A 17,837-nucleotide genomic window follows, 5' to 3' on the forward strand; every position below is an offset into this window, starting at 1 on the left:
CATGAACAAATTTAAAAGGAGCGGGTGCAATGGCCCTGACACCGGAAATCGAATTTGAAGATTTGGAGGATGCGAGTGAGGCCGTTGAGACTTCACAAACCTACCGAATTGATTTTGAAAACAACCGGATTACCAATGAACTGATAAACGGACTGGACGCAATCAGACAATTCGTCTATATCGCTCTTCACACAGAACGGTATTCATATTCGGTTTTCAGCCATGATATCGGAAACGAACTTCAGGAAGTGCTTTCAGATCAGAACACGACGGATGCTTATAAAAAAATGGAGATTCCAAGACTGATAGAAGAAGCCTTGCTGTATGATGACCGTATTTTGGCCGTTACCAATTTTGAGATTGAGAAAAAAGATGATGCCTTCACCGTCTCTTTTACCGTTGAAACTGATGAGGGCATGCTTGAGATAGAGGAGGTGCTGGGTGAGGATGTTTGAAGCTCAGACGTTTGACGACATTATGGACAGAATGCTTGCGCGCGTTACGGCAGATATTGATACGAGAGAAGGCAGCGTCATTTACAATGCGCTCGCGCCTGCGGCCGCTGAGCTCGCAAAGTCTTATATTTGGCTGGATACCGTGCTGGAGCTCGTGTTTTCCGATACGGCTCAGGGAGAATTTCTGGACAGGCGTGCTGCTGAAGCGGGAATTGAACGAACACCTGCCACAAAAGCGGTCAGAGCAGGAGAATTCACAGCGGGCATCACCATTCCGCCAGGCTCCCGTTTCTTCGTTGATAACCTGTATTTTCAATATACGGGGGATGGAACGCTTGAATGTGAAACAGCCGGTGAAGCGGGCAATGCCGGCATTTCAGGGCAGAACCTGCTGCCGCTTGATACGATACCTGGGCTTGAGAAAGCAGTCATGCGCGATATATTAATTCCCGGCCGTGAGGAAGAAGATGACAACAGCTTAAGGGCGCGCTATTTTACCCGTGTCCGCCGGGAGGCAGTCAGCGCAAATAAACAGCATTATAAACAATGGGCCGAAGAGGTTGACGGCGTCGGCAGGGCGAAAATCTTTCCGCTTTGGAACGGAGCCGGAACGGTGAAGGTTGTCATCACAAATGCGAACTTGGAACCGGCATCAGATATTCTGATCAAAAAAGTAAAGGATTATATTGATCCGGACGAAGGGCAGGGAGAAGGACAGGCGCCGATCGGAGCGGCAGTAACGGTGGAAAGCGCCGTATGGAAGGAAATCGAAATCTCCGCTTCCGTGCTGCCTGAGCTGAACAGCTCGATTGATGACGTAAAAGCGGAGATTGAAAAAGGCGTCCTGAATTTATTTAAGAAAATGGCCTTCGAAGAAAACACCGTCCGTTTATCACAAATTAACAACATTGTTTATAACTCGGCATCCGTCAGTGACTATGCCGATATCAAAATGAACGGTGCGGCGGAAAACCTCGTGCTCAGTGATGTGGAAATTCCTAAACTCAAAGAGGTGACAATCCTTGAGCAGACTCGATGAGATGACGGCGTACCTCCCGCCGTTTTTAACCCGATTAAAGGAGATGGCACAACTGCTTGAGGCGGAAGCTCCTGAGTTTGAGCGGCAGAATAACGATATTTTCGATTTGACAGATCAGCTCTTTATCACGACGGCGACGTGGGGGCTTGACCGCTGGGAAAAAATATTAAAAATACCGCGGGAATCAGGTGACACGGAGGATATGAGACGGCTCAGGCTGATTTCCAAGATGTCGAATATTCCGCCCATCACACATCAAGCGATCGAGCAGGCGCTAAACCGTTTTTTAAAACATCCGTCAGCTTACGTTCGGATGTTTCCGGGGCAGTATCGTTTTTATGCCGATATCGGGCTTGATGACCTGCAGCACATGAACGAGCTGATTGAAACGCTTGAAAAAATCAAACCTGCTCATTTGGCGTATACACTGAGAGCCGCATTAAACGAAACACTGGAAATCAAAGACCGGGTCATTCTCAACAATCGGAGATACCGAAAAGTCAGTGAACTGAAGGTCGGTTATTCCGTCACACTCAACAATAACGAGGTGGTCTTACCATGATATCAGCCGCTTACAGACAGCGTGCCGCAGCCGATCTGAAAAACAGGATCACAAAAGTGCTGTTAAACGGCAAAGAAACTCCGATTGCGGACATTTCCGTAAAAGATGCCGCAGTCACCGTTCTCACACGCAGGGAAGAAGACATCAAACACATTGAAACCGTGCAGATGCTTGACGAAACAGGAAGCGTCATCACAGAACGAAAAACAAATTTAGATCTCAGCAATAACAGAACGCTTGATTTAAGATTTACCTTTGAGGTGGTGTAACGATGGCTTACGAAGAAAAAACAGACTGGCTTCCGGACGATCCGATTAATGAAGATGACGTCAATCGCTGGGAAAAAGGCATAAAAGACGCCCACACGGATCTGGCGGCCCATAAAAACGACATGAACAACCCGCACAAAACGACAAAGGCGCAAATCGGTCTCGGAAACGTGGACAATGTCCAGCAGGCAGCAAAAAAAGATTTTGACCGGCACAATCAAGATCTGGACCGGCATGTGACGAAGGAAGAGCGCCAGAAGTGGAATAACGGGCAATTGTCTAAAATGACAAAAGATAATGGCTCCGCTTTTATTGATATCTCTGACGGACAGGATTTTCATCAGACCGCTGCCAGCCAGAATAAGACCTTTACTTTCTCAGCAGCTGCAACTGGAGTAAATACCCCGCCTAAACCGTCAGAGGGTATATACCTTTATTCTTCAAAGAATAACGGAGAGGCGGCCGCTTTCTCAGATGACGGGGGATTTTGGAGAAAAACGCTGAAAAACGGCATCTGGACGGAATGGATGCCATTTGAAACAGCTGCCGGAGCACAAGCAAAAGTAAATGAGCATGCCGACAAAACAGATCTTCATGTAACCAAGTCTGACAAAGACAAATGGAATGCAGGGCAGTTATTCAATCTGACTGACAATGACGGGAATGCTAAAACGGTAACGGAAACAAACTTAGACAATATAAAAACGTCCGGTATCTACTATATATCGGTTCAGCATACGGAAAATAAGCCTGCGGAATACGGACAATTAATTGTAATGCAAAGAACCCGCGGAGCATCACCGACTTTTGTCCAAATGTTTATAGACACAGCGACCGCCGGAAATCCCATATACGTCCGAAGTTTCAGCACTAAAGGCGTATGGTCGGAGTGGAGCCAAAGAGAAACAGATGCAGGCTCTCAAGCAAAAGTAGACGCTCACGCCAATAAAAAAGACATCCATGTCACACAGGCGGATAAAAATATGTGGAACGGCGCACAGCTTTCGAAAATAACAAACGATAACGGCGGCTATCTTCTTACAATTAGTGATGATGATAACTTTCTTGAAAAAATCGTTAAAAACGGCAGGGCGTTCGGCACCTTTTATTCAACCGGCAAAGCGGCAAACAGTCCGAGCAACGCTTCGACCCGCGGCATGTTTCATTTTACCTCTCTTGACAGTGAGGGAAAGGGAACGTTTGGGTATGTCATTGCCGTTGATTATAAAAATAATATGTTCACGAACTATTTGGATTTGAACTTGGGCTGGCAGGGCTGGCGGCGTCTCGTTACTGAACTTGATACTGAGAATGTACCTTGGATCAATGTTCCTTATAAAAATGGCGCTAAATCAGGAGACAGGCCGCTTCAATACCGCAAAGTGGGAAACACCCTTCACCTGAACGGACACGTTCTTACAGACAGAGAAGTGGTATTCGGGAGTGTGCCATCCTCTTGTGCGCCGGCCAAAGGCGTTGTAACGATGGTTGCAGCCAGCGGCACCACCGGTTACAGCAAATTTATTATTTATTCTAATGGAGATATGAAGCTGACGGGAATTATGGCCAATATAGAAAATAACGTGAACGGCTATTATATTGACCTTGTTTTGGCACTCACGTAAAGGAGCGAGAATATGAAATTAATATTTCCGTATGACAATGACAACATTTATACAGGCACTCCGATTGAGCTTTATCCGGATTCTGAGACAGGAGATTATATGATGCCGGCTAACGCTGCGGACTTTCCGCCGGAAATAAACGGCGAAGGCATGTGGCGCCCATTTTTTGATGAAGAGAAACAAGAATGGGTGGAAACGGCTGACAAAGCATATAAAGACAGCTTAAAAAAAGATACGGCGCCCGATTCAAACCAGCTTGCAGGCCTCGGGGGACAGCTGGCGAATGAGAAATTGGCCAGAAAAGCAGCCGAACAGGCGCAGCAGTCACTCGGCAGGCAATTAGCGTCTTTAAAATTAGAATTATTAAACGTAAAAGGAGAATGAAAAAATGAAGAGACTTAACTTTTGGGTTTACGCTTTGTTTTATAAGTGGGCCTCAATAGAAATGGTAAAACAAGCTATGGGCTATGATGACTGCTCTGCCGAAGATCTGGCGGAAGGCGTGGCCGCGAAGTATATCACGCCTGAGGAATTTCAAGAAATAACGGGTGAAACATACGAAAATTATAAAAATGCTGTGTCATAAGCCAAACGGCTTTTTTTATTTGTCATTTTTAGTAAATGAGAAAAGGAGGACGGCCGATGAAAAAGCATTCATTTGAATTTCCCGCCGATCAACTTGGCAGACCCGGCGCAGTAAAAGCTTACCGCGGTAACAAAAACGATTATGTCACACCGGTTGCTGATTTGTCCGGAATGGCAGAGCTTCTTACCAATACGCCGCTAGAAGCGATTGAAGTTTACAGCCAATTCGGACAAGACCGTTTAGGAGCCGTCTTAATAGACAGAGCACAGGAGTGGGCTTATTCGGACCGCAGCGGAACTCTTTTTATCGAAGAGAGCGAGGATAACAATTCGTGGACGGCTTCACATTCTATCGCAGTCAAAGGCGGAGTGCTGACCGCTTCGGGGTGGGTCTGCCTGACAAAACGATATTACCGGTTCCGTTTTGAAAATGGAAATCAAAAGCAGTCCGAATTTGTTTTATACCAATCTGTCGGTACGGGCGGTGATATGGCGTTTTCATATACAGACGTGATTTTTCATGAAAATGCAGCAGAGGCTGGCGAGGGAAGCATCTTCTCGGCGGGCGCTTGGAAAAAACTTCTCGTCGAAATCACCGGAACGGCTGAGTCGGGCCATGTCGCGTTTTGGGGGAGATCCATCTCGGGAAAAAATGTGCCGATCAGAGGAATCAGGTCTGATGACGGGACATCAGCCGCCGGTACGTCAGGCACAGAAGAAGTGTGGTCATTTGATATTGCCGGCTTTAAGGAAATCGTTATGGAAATCCAGAGCATTTCCGGCGGGAGCCTTTCTGTCAAAGGCACGGCATTTTCTTAAGAATGAAACTTCCGAAGGGAGGTGAGAACAATGTAAGAGGGGGGAGCGGAAGTGCTTCTGGATGAACAAGCGGTGCAAAAAGAATTCGCAGGCATCAAAGGTGAACAAAAGGTGCTTGAACAGCGGGTGGCCGCATTAGAGCGGGTATCCGACCGGCAGGATCAGCAAATCATGACGCTGAATGAAAAACTGAACAAAATTGACGAAAACACAACATGGATTAAGCGGACCATTACAGGAGCGATCGTGACAGCAATCTGCACGGGCGTCATTGGCGGAGCCATCGCCATCATGTACAATCTGCTGCAAAAGTAAGGGGGAAACCGATATGAAATTCGCGGACAAAGGCACGGTCGTCAGGACGGTGCTTCTTTTGCTTGCTTTATTGAATCAAACTTTGCTGATGTTCGGCAAATCGCCGCTGAATATTCAGGAGGACCAGGTCAGCCAGCTTGCAGATACGCTGTATGCCGCCGGATCGGCCGTTTTTACAATCATAACGACTGCCGCCGCCTGGTTTAAAAACAATTACGTTACAGCAAAAGGGAAAAAACAGCAGGCTTTATTAAAAATAAACAATTTATCGAAATAGGAGAGATGAGAATATGGTAAAAATCACACAGGATTTTATCCCGGCAGGAAACAATAACCGCCCAGGCTATGCAATGACACCGATTTACATTACGGTGCACAATACAGCCAATACCGCAGTCGGAGCTAACGCCAAAAGTCACGCAAGCTATGTGAAAAATCCCGATACACCGACAAGCTGGCATTTCACAGTCGATGATACGGAAATTTATCAGCATCTTCCGCTGAACGAAAACGGCTGGCATGCCGGTGACGGCAACGGGGACGGCAACCGTAAATCCATCGGTATTGAAATTTGTGAAAACGCAGACGGCAACTTTTCACAGGCCGTGGCAAACGCACAATGGCTCATCCGCACATTAATGACGTCGCACGGCATCCCGCTTGCAAATGTCGTTGCGCACAAGCATTGGTCAGGAAAGCTTTGTCCGAGAAGACTGTTGGATACATGGGATGAGTTTAAAGCGGGAATCGGTTCTGGGGAAAGACAGACGTATACCGTCCAAAAAGGAGATACGCTGTCAGCGATCGCGCGGAAATTCGGCGTCAGCGTGGCCGATCTGCAGAAATGGAATAACATCGCTGACCCGAACCTGATTAAAGTCGGACAAGTACTGATCGTCAGCCCGCCGGTTGAAGCACTGTATTCTCTTCCGGACGAGGTGATTCAGCTGACAGAGCCGTACACGTCCGGTGAAAAGGTATACCAGGTGCAAAACGCGCTCGCCGCGCTTTATTTCTACCCTGAAAAAGGAGCTGTCAATAACGGAATTGACGGTATCTACGGTCCGAAAACCGCAGATGCCGTGGCCCGCTTCCAATCTGTAAACGGGCTGACGTCTGACGGCGTCTACGGCCCCGCTGTAAAAGCGAAAATTTTGATGCAGCTTTAACAAAAAAGGCTGAGTCCCGTTCACATTGCGGGATTCAGCCTTTTTTCTTTTTTAACCGGTTCAATAGCCCGAGATTCCTCGCCCGCATCCTCAGCGAATAAGCGGAAAGCCCGAAGCGTCCGTAATCCACAAACTTTACGCGTCTGACAATTTTCTTCACATCATCACCTGTCGCATCTCTTTGTTGGTTTTATTATATGAAAGATAAGGAAAAAAGGAATAAGGACAAGAGCCGTGTCTCCTGTCCTTAGTATAATCAAGCTTTTTTTTGTTTATACTTGTCAATCAGCCGCTCGTTTTCTTTGAAAATTCTGGCGGTATGAGGGCTGACCTGGTAACTTGCGATACTTGTCATAGAACGTTTTTTAAACATTTTGAACGGTTTCGCTCTTTGTTCCGGCTGCCCGTTTTGAAATGCCTGCTCCATTTAACCGTCACCTTCCTCTTCTATTGGCAGCATTAAATCATAAATGCTCGTTAGCGATGTGAAAAGCAAATAATCGAATTCCGTCAACAGGTTTTCCGACGTGAGTTTGATCACGTAATGGCGGTTCTGGACTGTAAACGGAATAAGCACAAGCCTGCCTTTTTGATCATAGTAGACGTCTTTACGGTTAAGACGGGACTGAACGTCTGCCGCATCAGGCATATGCTCCGTCAAGCGGTCCTTATCCGATTGTGCGGAATAGTCGCACAAGGAAGCCGTGACATTCATTTTTTCGGCATAAGCGGCCAGCAGTCTGCTGATGCCTTCCGCATAAGCTTCTGTACTTCCATAATATACATGGATCGGTTCATTTTTCAACAGATATTGATAGGTTTTCAGTTTTTCAAGATAGGAGTGAAGCATTTCGTTATTTTCTTCTAAAATTTCCCGCGTATCCGTCTCTAATTCATTGCCGGCGAGCTTTTTGATATACGCGCTCAAAAAGATAAACGCATCAATAAGGGCAAAGCAGACGGCAACAATCAAATATTGTCTCCATGCGGCAAAGAGCGATTCAGGATCATATGTCCAATAGACCATGGAGCCCAGTACAAATAGTAAATACCACGTTTTACGGATGGCAAACATTTTTTCTTTTACCTTTGCCTCATACCGCCAGGATGCGTACACATATAAAATGAGTGCGGCCGCCATCGTCCACACCATGATCTGAAAAAACAAAAGCATGAGCATCCCTCACAATTTGAAAAATGGTCTGCTATGTTCATTCTATGTCATGACATCATTTTCCTGTCACAAAAAAAACCGCTTCTGTAAAGAAGCGGATGTCATCAGAAAAACAGATCTAAGATGAAAAAGGCGATGGCGCCGAGTGTACCTGCAATCGGCAGGGTGATGACCCATGTAATGAGCATCCGTTTAGCCGTTCCCCAGTTTACGCCTTTTACGCGGTGGGAAGAGCCCACACCGAGAATGGAAGACGAAATGACGTGCGTCGTGCTGACAGGGAGATGAATAAACGTGGCCCCGAAAATAATGGCTGCGCCGGTTAAGTCGGCAGATACGCCGTTTACCGGACGGATTTTCATAATTTTTCCGCCGACGGTTTTAATGATTTTCCAGCCGCCGATGGATGTGCCGAGACCCATTGCCAGGGCACAAGAGAGCTGCACCCAAAAAGGAATCGCATCACTTTTATGTAAATTGGCCGTCATAAGCGCCATCGTAATGATACCCATCGCTTTTTGCGCGTCGTTCGTTCCGTGTGTATAGGACTGAATGGCAGCCGTCAAAATCTGCACTCTGCGGAAGCGTTTATTTGTTTTCGCCAGATTGCTGTCTTTAAAAATCAGCTTCACGATCGAATATACGATAAAGCCGAGAACAAAGGCGATGATCGGCGATAAGATAAGTGCTTCGATAATTTTAATGAACCCTTTATAATTAAGCGTCGCAAAACCTGACGCTGCAATGGCCGCTCCGGCGATCGCTCCGATAATCGCATGTGAAGAGCTGCTCGGAATGCCGAAATACCATGTGATCAAGTTCCAGGCGATTGCGGCGAGTAGAGCCGCAAGAATGACAACTGACCCGTTGTCTAATGTATAAGGATTCACAATGTCCTTCGTAATGGTTTTCGCCACACCGGTAAATGTCATCGCTCCGAGAAAGTTCATGATGGCGGCCATGACGATTGCGTGCCGCGGCTTCAGAGCTTTTGTCGAAACTGAGGTGGCGATTGCGTTTGCGGTATCGTGAAATCCGTTAATGAAGTCAAATACCAAAGCGCATATGACAATTAATATCGTTAAAAGTAATAGAGTATCCATTATAACCCCTCGTTACGCGTTTTTCATAATAATGGTTTCAAGGTTATTGGCAACGCTTTGGCAAGAGTCGGCAATTTCCTCAAGCGTTTCGTAAATCTCGCGGTACTGAATCACTTTAATCGGATCGGTTTCTGTGCCGAACAGATTTTTTAATGATTTACGGTGCAGGTTATCACAGCTGTGCTCGTATTCCTTAATTTTAATGGCGTGAGGGTGAATGTCCTTCAATCTGTTTTCTGCAAGCAGCTCAATCGTGATTAAAATTTCCTTCGCACACTCTCTGATGTATCCGCTGAACTTATCGATATGCTCATCGGAAGAAGTGATCGAGAAAATCTCCATCATTGCTGAAAAATGTTCGATTCCGTCAAGCACGTCATCGAGGCTGTTTGTCAGCTCCAGGATGTCTTCACGTTCAATGGGAGTGATAAAAGCTTTGTTCAGCTCTTTAATCATGACATGAACATGATTATCTCCTTTTGTTTCAAACTCTTTTAACGTATCGGCAAATTCCTTTAAAGTCGTCTGGTTCGTCACTTTAAAGTTGACAAAGTATTCTGCGGTTTCGTCTATATTTTTTGCGATTTCTGTTAAAAGGAGTGAGAACTTATCTTTTTTTCTTTTTATCATTAAAAACCCTCCATTGTTTGAATGAGACAATGCACACATCAAATTATTATATAGCCTTTTGTCGAAAAAAAACAGATAAAGTCGAAAAAAACGCCTCTTGATTTTTTCGTAAAAACGTGTCTCATCCTGTTTTTCTTATGTTACCCACTTCGCCAAAAAAACGTAACATACTTCGAATTCAGACATCTTGCTTAAAAAGTATAACAAAAGATGTGAATTTGCTGTCAACTTTTGCACGTGATTTTGTCAGAAAAAAAACGGCTCCCGTAAAAGGAACCGTTTTTATCAGTTTTTTCTGCCGTTTTTCAGCCAAAAATAAAGCGGCAGCCCGGCAAGGCCGATCAAGAGGGACAGCGCGCAGCTCAGTGTATCTGTAATGATCGTGCTGATCAGCACAAACAGTGAACCCGCGATGGCCAAAACAGGAATGATCGGATACAAAGGCACGCTGTAGGCGCGCGGTTTTCCGCCGCTTTTTTTTCTGAGGATAAACACGGCGAAAAAGGCCATGACGTAAAAAATATAAATCATGAAAATAGAGATTTCAGACAGCTTATCGGGATTGCTGGCGATCATAAAAATAATGGCCAGCGCGATCTGAAATGACACGGCAATCCACGGGGTGCGGAACGTCGGATGCACCCGCGAAATCTGTCCGGCAAACGGCAGCTGTTTCCGTTCCGCCATCGCAAACGAGACACGCGGAAAAGCGAGAATCTTTCCGTTTAAACAGCCGAAGATGCTGACGATGATTCCGACGCTGATCAATTTTCCTCCGATGTCGCCAAACAGCATTCCGGCAGCGGTGCCGGTCGCATTTTCACCGAGTTTGACGATGTCGGTCGCAGGAAGAATGTGCAGCAGCGCAAAGTTAATGAAAAGATAAATGGCGGTGACGACCAGCAGTCCGCCCGTCATCGCTCTCGGGAGCAGCTTTTCCGGATTTTTCATTTCGCCGCCGAGTGCCGCAAGCAGAATCCATCCGTCATAAGCAAACAAGGTGGCCAGTATGGCAGCGCCGAAATTCATGTCCGACATGCTGCTTGTGACGGCTGTGAAAATATGCTGATCGCCTTTCCAAAGGCCGAACACGATCATGCAGATAATCGGAATCAATTTGCCGACAGTCGTAATTCCTTGGACGATGCCGCCATATTTCGTTCCGATAATGTTAATGATGCTTAAAAACAAAACGGCTGAAATCCCGATCAATTTAGACCAGCCGGAATCCCAATTAAACAAGTGCGCCATCAAAGAGCCGAAATACAAGCCGATTGCTCCGATAATCGCGGGGCCGTAAATGATAATTTGAACCCATCCGCACAAAAAGCCCCAGAATTCGCCGTACACTTCTTCGAGATATGTATAAAGTCCGCCCGTTTTCGGAATCTGAGTGCCGATTTCCGCAACGGTCAAGCCGCCGGCAAGCGTCAAAATGCCTCCTAACAGCCACGCGATAAGCGCGGTTTTCGCATCACCGGAGTAGGCAAGCACGGCGCCTGGTTTCATAAATACGCCGGAACCGATGATGGTGCCGATAACAAGTGAGAGGGCGATGGTAAGGCCGATCTCTTTTTTAAGTCCGTTCTCTTCAATCTGCATATCCTTTCCCTCCAGATGTAAAATCGTCATGCTGAAAAAACTATTTTCCATATTGTAAACCCTAATTGCTGAAACACGAATAAAATAAATTTTCTGATTTTGTCGTTTTCCCTAAAAGATAAAGGTTTCTGCTTTTGAGAAGGAAAAAATACCGTTTTAAAAGCGAACATTAATGGTTTTTTAATATCAAAGGTTCGTTATTTAGGAAGCGGCAGTCTGCAGACCGTCTGTGAAGCAGATGGGTTGACTTTACGATCCGGATAACATAAATTGTATATATAAAATATCTCGAAATCGAGATAATTGACTGGAGGATAACATAATGAAAGTTAATGGAATACACCATGTATCAGCATTGACGGCTGATGCGCAGAAAAATTTAGATTTCTATCGGAACATCCTGGGACTGAAGCTTGTGAAAAAGTCCGTAAACCAAGATGAACCGACGATGTATCATTTGTTTTACGGTGATGAAACAGCCAATCCGGGATCTGAATTGACGTTTTTCGAGATTCCGCGGATTGCGCCGTTTCATGCGGGGACAAACAGTATTTCTTCAATCGGCCTGCGTGTCCCGGATGCACAAGCACTGCAATATTGGAAAAAACGATTTGAAGAACATCAGGTCGCTCATGCCGACATCATGACAATAGCGGGCAGAGAGACACTCGCTTTTCAGGATCATGAAGGACAGCGGCTTGTGCTGACAGCTGACGAAAAAGGAAAAGACATCGGTGAAGCGGTGAAGCAAAGCGGCATACCGGAAGAATATTCTTTCCGCGGTCTTGGTCCCGTTGAATTGACCGTCCCGTATGCAGAACCGACGCTGCGTGTCTTAACCGATGTGCTGGGCTTCACTGAAATCGGGAAAGAAACGCATGAAGACCGGGGCACGGTTACGGTGCTCGAATCCGGAAACGGAGGTGCGCGTACAGAAGTCCATCTCATTGAAAGAAACGATCTTCCGCGCGAGCGTCCTGGAAAAGGCAGCGTGCACCATGTGGCCTTCCGCGTTCAGAATGAAGAGGAGCTTGCTTTATGGCACCGCATCATTACGAAAGAAGGTTTCAGCAACTCAGGCATTGTAGAGCGTTATTATTTCAAAGCGCTGTACTTCCGGGAACCGAACGGAATTCTGTTTGAATTGTCAACGGACGGTCCGGGGTTTATGGTTGATGAAAAACCTGAAGAGCTAGGCAAAACGGTTGCGCTCCCGCCTTATCTCGAACACCGCCGTTCTGAAATAGAAGCGCGGCTGAAACCGATTCAGTAAATCAGAAATCATGACAGATGCCTCCCGGCTTGACGGGGGCATCTTTTTTTTGTCTTTTTACCCGTTTTGTCATTCTTTTTACCTATTTGTAAACGGCAAAATAATTGTCTTTGTTTATTAATAAATTTTTCACATTTGGTTGTTACACTTGTTCAAAGTTAAACAAAAGGAGTGAAAACACAGGTGAAAATGAAAAAACGCGAGATAGACGCAGTCTTAATTCTCATTTTACTCGCTTCCGCATTCTTGAATATGTACAACATCTGGAATGACGATACGGTGAATCCTTATTACACCGCAGCGGTAACGAGTATGCTTCAAAGCTTTCATAATTTCTTTTACGCTTCATTTGACGCAGCCGGGTTTATCACGGTAGATAAACCGCCTGTTACATACCAGATACAAACGATCAGCGCGCTGATATTCGGTATGCACGGGTGGAGCGTCATCCTGCCTCAGGCATTGGCGGGTGTAGGTTCAGTTCTATTCATGTACTTATTAATAAAGCCGACGTTCGGAAAAACGGCGGCGCGCATCGCCTCATTTGTCATGGCGTGTACACCGATCGCAGTAGCGGTCGCGCGGACGAATAATGTCGATGCTTTACTGGTCTTTTTCCTCTTGTTCGCCACATGGCTTCTCTTTAAAGCGATCAGAAAAGGCAGACTGATCTGGCTTTTGGCGGCATTTTTTGTCGTCGGAGCAGGCTTTAACACAAAAATGCTTCAGGCTTATATGATTTTGCCGGCCTTCTTGCTGTTCTATATGATTGCAGCAAACACCACGATTAAGAAAAAAATCATTTCATTGGTAAGCGCGTTAGCCGTTTTAGCAGCCGTTTCATTGTCATGGCCGCTCATTGTTGATAATATTCCTGCCAGCAAAAGGCCATATGTCGGAAGCAGCCAGACAAACTCCGTATTGGAATTGGCTTTCGGATATAACGGGATTCAGCGGCTGACAGGGCAAAGTTCCGGCGGTTCTTCACAAATGCAAAAACCGCCTGGCCAGTCTTCAAGCAGCAGTTCAGCAAGCGGAGACAAATCACAAAACGGCAGTATGACGGCACCTCCATCTAACGGGAAAATGCCAAGCGGCGGTCAAGGAGGCCCTTCAAGCGGCGGAGATGGCGGCGGAGGAAAAAGCGGTGCAGGCACCGGCTCGAAAATGCAATCAGGTTCAGGAATGTTCGGTACGGGAACCCCTGGTCCGCTGCGCCTTTTCCAAACGGAATTATCTGATCAGATCAGCTGGCTCCTGCCGTTTGCGATTTTTGGAATGGCCGGTTTATTGATCGCCGGGGCGAGAGAAAGAAGACGATTATCAGCAGAACAGAAGGAAACGATCTTTTGGGCAGCGTGGCTTGTGCCGATTGCCGGATTCTTCAGTGTGGCGGAATTTTTCCACCATTATTATCTCATTATGCTGGCGCCTCCGATCGCGGCACTTGTCGGTGCGGGATGGGTCGCCCTCGTTCATCTGTACCGCAAGCAGGCGGGATGGAAAACGTGGCTATTGCCGGCCGCTATTCTTGTGACAACCGGATTTGAGCTGTTTATCCTCAGAAACTACAATGATCAAATCGGAGCAGGCTGGAGCATCGGAGCAGGCGTTATCGGCGCAGTGGCAGCAATCGCCCTGTTCGTATTCAAACAGCGCCAAAAACCGCTAAGTTATTATGTTTCACTTGCAGCCCTTCTCGTCTTGATGGTGATGCCGATTTATTGGGCGAGCACACCGCTTCTGTACGGAGGCAACAGCTCATTGCCTGAAACAGGCCCTCAGCTCGCTTCAACAAGCGGAAAAGGCATGGGAATGGATAACGCATCTGTCAATACAAAACTGATCAACTATTTAGAGAAACACAACGCCGGAGCGGACTATTTATTTGCTACAACCGATTCCAACACGGCGGCGCCTTACATTATTAAAACGAAAAAAGCGGTCATGGCGATCGGCGGATTCAGCGGGTCTGACCCGGCCATTACGCTGACTCAATTTAAAAAGCTCGTAAAAGAAGGGAAAGTAAAATACTTCTTAACATCCGGAATGGGCAAAGGCGGAAATAACGATATAGTGCAGTGGGTTGAGAAAAACGGAAAGAAAGTATCTTCAGATAAATGGCAATCAAGCACAGATCAGAAAACGAAAAATCATGATGCAGCTGATACAAAAAGCAGCAAGGCCGCGGGTAAAAACAGCCGAATGAGCGGCGGGCCGGGCGGAATGAATCAATCAGCTTCACTATACGAACTTCAATCTGATGAATAGGAGGAAAAAACATGAGCAGACATATTCAATATTCAATAGTCGTCCCGGTTTATAACGAGGAACTCGTCATTCAGACAACCTATCAGCGCCTGAAAGAAGTCATGGATCAAACAAAAGAGCATTATGAATTGATCTTTGTCAATGATGGAAGCAAAGACCGCAGTATTGAGATTTTAAGAGAGCAAAGTCTGATTGATCCGAGAGTGAAAATTATTGATTTTTCCAGAAACTTCGGACATCAGATCGCGATCACAGCGGGTATGGATTATGCAGAGGGGAATGCAATCGCCGTCATTGACGCCGATTTGCAGGACCCTCCTGAATTAATCCTTGATATGATTGAGCAGTGGAAAGAAGGCTACGATGTGGTGTACGCCGTCAGAACGAAACGAAAGGGAGAAACCTTTTTCAAGAAACAGACGGCCTCTATGTTTTACCGGCTGCTGCGGAGCGTGACTGATATTGATATTCCGCTCGACACCGGAGATTTCCGCCTGCTGGACAGAAAAGTCTGTGATGAGATGAAAAGATTAAAAGAAAAAAATCCTTTTGTCAGAGGACTCGTCAGCTGGGTCGGCTTTAAGCAGACTGCTGTAGAATATGAACGTGATGAGCGGCTTGCGGGGGAAACGAAATACCCGCTTAAAAAAATGCTGAAGCTTTCCATGGACGGAATCACAACGTTCTCTCATAAACCGCTCAAGGCGGCAAGCTATGCGGGAATGATCATGTCCGGAGCGGGTTTTCTCTATATGTTTATCGTTTTATACATGAAGCTGTTTACGAACAGCACCATTACGGGCTGGTCCTCTCTGATTGTGATACAGCTGTTATTCAGCGGCATCGTTCTATTAATGCTCGGAATGATCGGCGAATATATCGGAAGGATTTATGACGAAGCAAAAGACCGTCCGCTCTATATCGTGCAAAAAGCGTACGGCATGAAAAACGAAAAGATTTATCGGGACCAGCATATGTCTTAACCGAAACACCCTGTCCGGCCAGACAGGGTGCTTTTATGTCAGAAATAAAAGCCGCGGGATGACAGAATGTCCCGAGGCTTTTTTCATTCATCTGCGGCCGATCTGCGTGTGCAGAGAGCGCATGATCAGTCCGGTTCCCGAAAGGTTCAGTAAAATGCTTGCACCCAGCGTCATTCCCCAAGCAGCGTTTTGCTGAGGAAGCTGAATGCTCAGCTGCAGCAGGATCAGGCCGGTAACGACCAGCAAAAGTCCGGTTTGTTTCATGTGTATGTATCCTCCTTTGTACACTAAGTCATACGGCTGATCTAGGCCTAAAGTTTCATCCGTATATAAAAAATCCAAGGCGGCTGCCTTGGATTTTTGTTAAGAAGATGTTTCTTCTTTTTGAGTCAGTTTCATTTTTTTCGTCATTTCCTTGCCGTTTCTGATAATCTTCACGTCAACGGTGCTGCCGACTTTCGTATTCTTGTAGAGAATATTGCGGAGTTCGCTGCCCGTGCCGGTTTCTTTCCCTTTTAAGCTGATAATGATGTCTTCTGCTTTTAATCCGGCTTTGGCAGCAGGTGAGCCCTGCGCCACTTCCCGAATATAAACGCCTTTATTCAGCTGTTTGCCGAAAAGCCCGAGTGTGCCTTCCTGATAGTTTTGCGGCACTTGTTCCAAGTCGATCATGCTCACGCCGATATAAGGGCGCTCCACCTGTCCTTTCGTGAGAAGCTCTTCGGCGATCGGTTTTACATCGTTGCTCGGGATGGCAAAGCCGATGCCTTCTACATCACTTTCGCTGATTTTCATGCTGTTGATGCCGATGATTTTGCCGTCTGTATTCAAGAGCGGTCCGCCGCTGTTTCCGGGGTTGATGGCGGCATCGGTTTGGATGACGTTGATGCTTGACTCACCAGCTGACGTGGAAATCGAGACCGTTCTGTTTAAACCGCTCACGATGCCCTGTGTGACGGTGCGGGAAAGGTCTTTTCCGAGCGGATCACCGATGGCGATGACGGATTCACCCGTTCTGAGAGCGGATGAGCTGCCGAAACTTGCCGTTTTTGTCACGTGTTTATCACTGATTTCTAAAACGGCCAAGTCTGTCAGAGAGTCGCTGCCGACGAGTTTAGCTGTTACATCGGTGCCGTCATATAATGACACTTTAAGGGAAGAGGCGCCTTCGACCACGTGGTTATTCGTAATAATATACGCTTTGCCGTTTGCTTTCTTAAAAATAACGCCTGAACCCGATCCCGTTTCCGCATCATCACCCGATGAATTTGAGTTTGAATCTGAGCTTGATCCGAATCCGAATAAATCGGAACTGCTTTGCTGCTTCTGCAGATTGGTGATCCCGACGATCGCCGGTGAAATGTCTTCCACCATATTCGAAATGCTGCTTGAATTTGCCGATGAGCTGTTTGCCGATTTGCCGCTGCCGGAATCAGAAGATGTCTGCTTGGCGGTTACCGATGACGTTTCCTGAGCGGGAGCCGGATTGGAAGTATCTTGAGTCTGATGGTCTCCAAGCGGCGTAAATGTATAGATGCCGAGGGCGAGCCCTCCGCCAATCACTCCGCCGAGAAGCGGTCTGAACCAGCCGAAGCTTCGTTTTTTCTTGTCCTCGTCCGGCGCGGAATATCCGGCCGGCTGCGGGTTTTCTTTTACTAAAAGGACTTCCTGTTCTTTTTGGTCTGTCCGATTTTCATCACGATAGTTATCCATCATGTTCACTCCGTTTCTCTATTTCATCATAGCATGATTTGCCTATTATTACTGACTCCATCTTAAACAAAAAGTGTGGGATAATAATGAAAAGATTGTGGGAAATTGTGAAAAAGATGAAATCGGACGGCGGCGCTTTATATTGACAATTTCCATCGGATTTGAAATAATAAATGAGATATTATGTTCAATCCTTCACATGAAAAGATATGAAAATTCTGTCAAGCTAATGGGGGAAATCTGTTAGCTT

The 17,837-nt window shown here is 46.4% G+C and carries 22 protein-coding genes; 14 read left to right on the forward strand and 8 right to left on the reverse strand.

Annotation, left to right across the window (positions count from 1 at the left end; translation table 11 throughout):
* The first annotated feature begins 29 nt into the window (after window positions 1–29).
* From SB724_RS01945 to SB724_RS01995, 11 genes are read left to right on the forward strand one after another with little or no spacing between them, the layout of a single operon-like run.
* Window positions 30–455, forward strand: coding sequence for a DUF2634 domain-containing protein (locus SB724_RS01945; protein WP_020955689.1), 426 nt, complete (start codon window positions 30–32; stop codon window positions 453–455).
* Window positions 448–1,494 (forward strand): baseplate J/gp47 family protein, encoded by a 1,047-nt coding sequence (locus SB724_RS01950; RefSeq protein WP_021493826.1) that lies wholly within the window; start codon window positions 448–450, stop codon window positions 1,492–1,494. The genes SB724_RS01945 and SB724_RS01950 overlap by 8 nt, the downstream gene beginning before the upstream one ends.
* Window positions 1,478–2,056 (forward strand): YmfQ family protein, encoded by a 579-nt coding sequence (locus SB724_RS01955; protein ID WP_007407262.1) that lies wholly within the window; start codon window positions 1,478–1,480, stop codon window positions 2,054–2,056. Before SB724_RS01950 ends, SB724_RS01955 begins: the two co-directional genes overlap by 17 nt.
* Window positions 2,053–2,325, forward strand: a complete 273-nt coding sequence (locus SB724_RS01960) for a hypothetical protein (protein ID WP_015239690.1) — start codon at window positions 2,053–2,055, stop codon at window positions 2,323–2,325. Before SB724_RS01955 ends, SB724_RS01960 begins: the two co-directional genes overlap by 4 nt.
* Window positions 2,326–2,327: 2 nt before the next feature.
* Window positions 2,328–3,950, forward strand: coding sequence for a pyocin knob domain-containing protein (locus tag SB724_RS01965; protein ID WP_410569896.1), 1,623 nt, complete (start codon window positions 2,328–2,330; stop codon window positions 3,948–3,950).
* Window positions 3,951–3,962: 12 nt separating this feature from the next.
* The gene (locus SB724_RS01970; RefSeq protein WP_375005249.1) at window positions 3,963–4,334 is read left to right on the forward strand and encodes an XkdW family protein; all 372 of its coding nucleotides are present in this window, start codon (window positions 3,963–3,965) and stop codon (window positions 4,332–4,334) included.
* Between the two features lie 4 nt (window positions 4,335–4,338).
* Window positions 4,339–4,536: an XkdX family protein gene (locus SB724_RS01975; RefSeq protein WP_007610833.1), complete on the forward strand. Its 198-nt coding sequence runs from the start codon at window positions 4,339–4,341 to the stop codon at window positions 4,534–4,536.
* A 56-nt stretch (window positions 4,537–4,592) separates the two neighbouring features.
* Window positions 4,593–5,354, forward strand: coding sequence for a phage portal protein (locus SB724_RS01980; protein ID WP_410569898.1), 762 nt, complete (start codon window positions 4,593–4,595; stop codon window positions 5,352–5,354).
* A gap of 51 nt (window positions 5,355–5,405) precedes the next feature.
* The gene (locus SB724_RS01985; protein WP_003154815.1) at window positions 5,406–5,669 is read left to right on the forward strand and encodes a hemolysin XhlA family protein; all 264 of its coding nucleotides are present in this window, start codon (window positions 5,406–5,408) and stop codon (window positions 5,667–5,669) included.
* 13 nt (window positions 5,670–5,682) lie between these two features.
* Entirely contained in the window at window positions 5,683–5,946 is a 264-nt protein-coding gene (locus SB724_RS01990; protein WP_003154813.1) for a phage holin, read from the forward strand.
* Between the two features lie 13 nt (window positions 5,947–5,959).
* A complete protein-coding gene (locus tag SB724_RS01995) occupies window positions 5,960–6,838 on the forward strand; it encodes an N-acetylmuramoyl-L-alanine amidase (RefSeq protein WP_007407257.1) in 879 nt (292 codons plus the stop codon).
* A gap of 34 nt (window positions 6,839–6,872) precedes the next feature.
* On the opposite strand, the gene SB724_RS02000 is transcribed toward SB724_RS01995, so the two are convergent.
* From SB724_RS02000 to SB724_RS02025, 6 genes are all read right to left on the reverse strand, one after another.
* The gene (locus SB724_RS02000) at window positions 6,873–6,998 is read right to left on the reverse strand and encodes a hypothetical protein (RefSeq protein WP_003154809.1); all 126 of its coding nucleotides are present in this window, start codon (window positions 6,996–6,998) and stop codon (window positions 6,873–6,875) included.
* A gap of 96 nt (window positions 6,999–7,094) precedes the next feature.
* Window positions 7,095–7,265, reverse strand: coding sequence for a type II toxin-antitoxin system SpoIISB family antitoxin (locus SB724_RS02005; RefSeq protein ID WP_003154807.1), 171 nt, complete (start codon window positions 7,263–7,265; stop codon window positions 7,095–7,097).
* The gene (locus tag SB724_RS02010; protein ID WP_007407256.1) at window positions 7,266–8,012 is read right to left on the reverse strand and encodes a type II toxin-antitoxin system SpoIISA family toxin; all 747 of its coding nucleotides are present in this window, start codon (window positions 8,010–8,012) and stop codon (window positions 7,266–7,268) included.
* A gap of 104 nt (window positions 8,013–8,116) precedes the next feature.
* Window positions 8,117–9,115 (reverse strand): inorganic phosphate transporter, encoded by a 999-nt coding sequence (locus SB724_RS02015; RefSeq protein ID WP_410569901.1) that lies wholly within the window; start codon window positions 9,113–9,115, stop codon window positions 8,117–8,119.
* A 12-nt stretch (window positions 9,116–9,127) separates the two neighbouring features.
* Window positions 9,128–9,745 carry a DUF47 domain-containing protein gene (locus tag SB724_RS02020; RefSeq protein WP_003154804.1) on the reverse strand — a complete coding sequence of 206 codons (618 nt, stop codon included), beginning with the start codon at window positions 9,743–9,745 and terminating at the stop codon, window positions 9,128–9,130.
* 285 nt (window positions 9,746–10,030) lie between these two features.
* Entirely contained in the window at window positions 10,031–11,347 is a 1,317-nt protein-coding gene (locus SB724_RS02025; protein WP_007610842.1) for an APC family permease, read from the reverse strand.
* A 322-nt stretch (window positions 11,348–11,669) separates the two neighbouring features.
* Between SB724_RS02025 and SB724_RS02030 the strand changes: the two genes are divergently transcribed.
* The 3 genes from SB724_RS02030 (at window position 11,670) to SB724_RS02040 (ending at window position 15,874) form a co-directional block, all read left to right on the forward strand.
* Window positions 11,670–12,620, forward strand: coding sequence for a ring-cleaving dioxygenase (locus SB724_RS02030; protein ID WP_265972133.1), 951 nt, complete (start codon window positions 11,670–11,672; stop codon window positions 12,618–12,620).
* Window positions 12,621–12,803: 183 nt separating this feature from the next.
* Window positions 12,804–14,891, forward strand: coding sequence for an ArnT family glycosyltransferase (locus tag SB724_RS02035; protein WP_410569904.1), 2,088 nt, complete (start codon window positions 12,804–12,806; stop codon window positions 14,889–14,891).
* Window positions 14,892–14,902: 11 nt separating this feature from the next.
* A complete protein-coding gene (locus SB724_RS02040) occupies window positions 14,903–15,874 on the forward strand; it encodes a glycosyltransferase family 2 protein (protein WP_007610846.1) in 972 nt (323 codons plus the stop codon).
* 87 nt (window positions 15,875–15,961) lie between these two features.
* On the opposite strand, the gene SB724_RS02045 is transcribed toward SB724_RS02040, so the two are convergent.
* Window positions 15,962–16,138 carry a hypothetical protein gene (locus SB724_RS02045; RefSeq protein ID WP_023356847.1) on the reverse strand — a complete coding sequence of 59 codons (177 nt, stop codon included), beginning with the start codon at window positions 16,136–16,138 and terminating at the stop codon, window positions 15,962–15,964.
* 99 nt (window positions 16,139–16,237) lie between these two features.
* Window positions 16,238–17,587, reverse strand: coding sequence for a serine protease HtrA (gene htrA / locus SB724_RS02050; protein ID WP_265972129.1), 1,350 nt, complete (start codon window positions 17,585–17,587; stop codon window positions 16,238–16,240).
* Window positions 17,588–17,837 lie beyond the last annotated feature (250 nt).

Source organism: Bacillus sp. SIMBA_031 (assembly GCF_046535225.1).
GTDB classification, from domain to species: domain Bacteria; phylum Bacillota; class Bacilli; order Bacillales; family Bacillaceae; genus Bacillus; species Bacillus velezensis.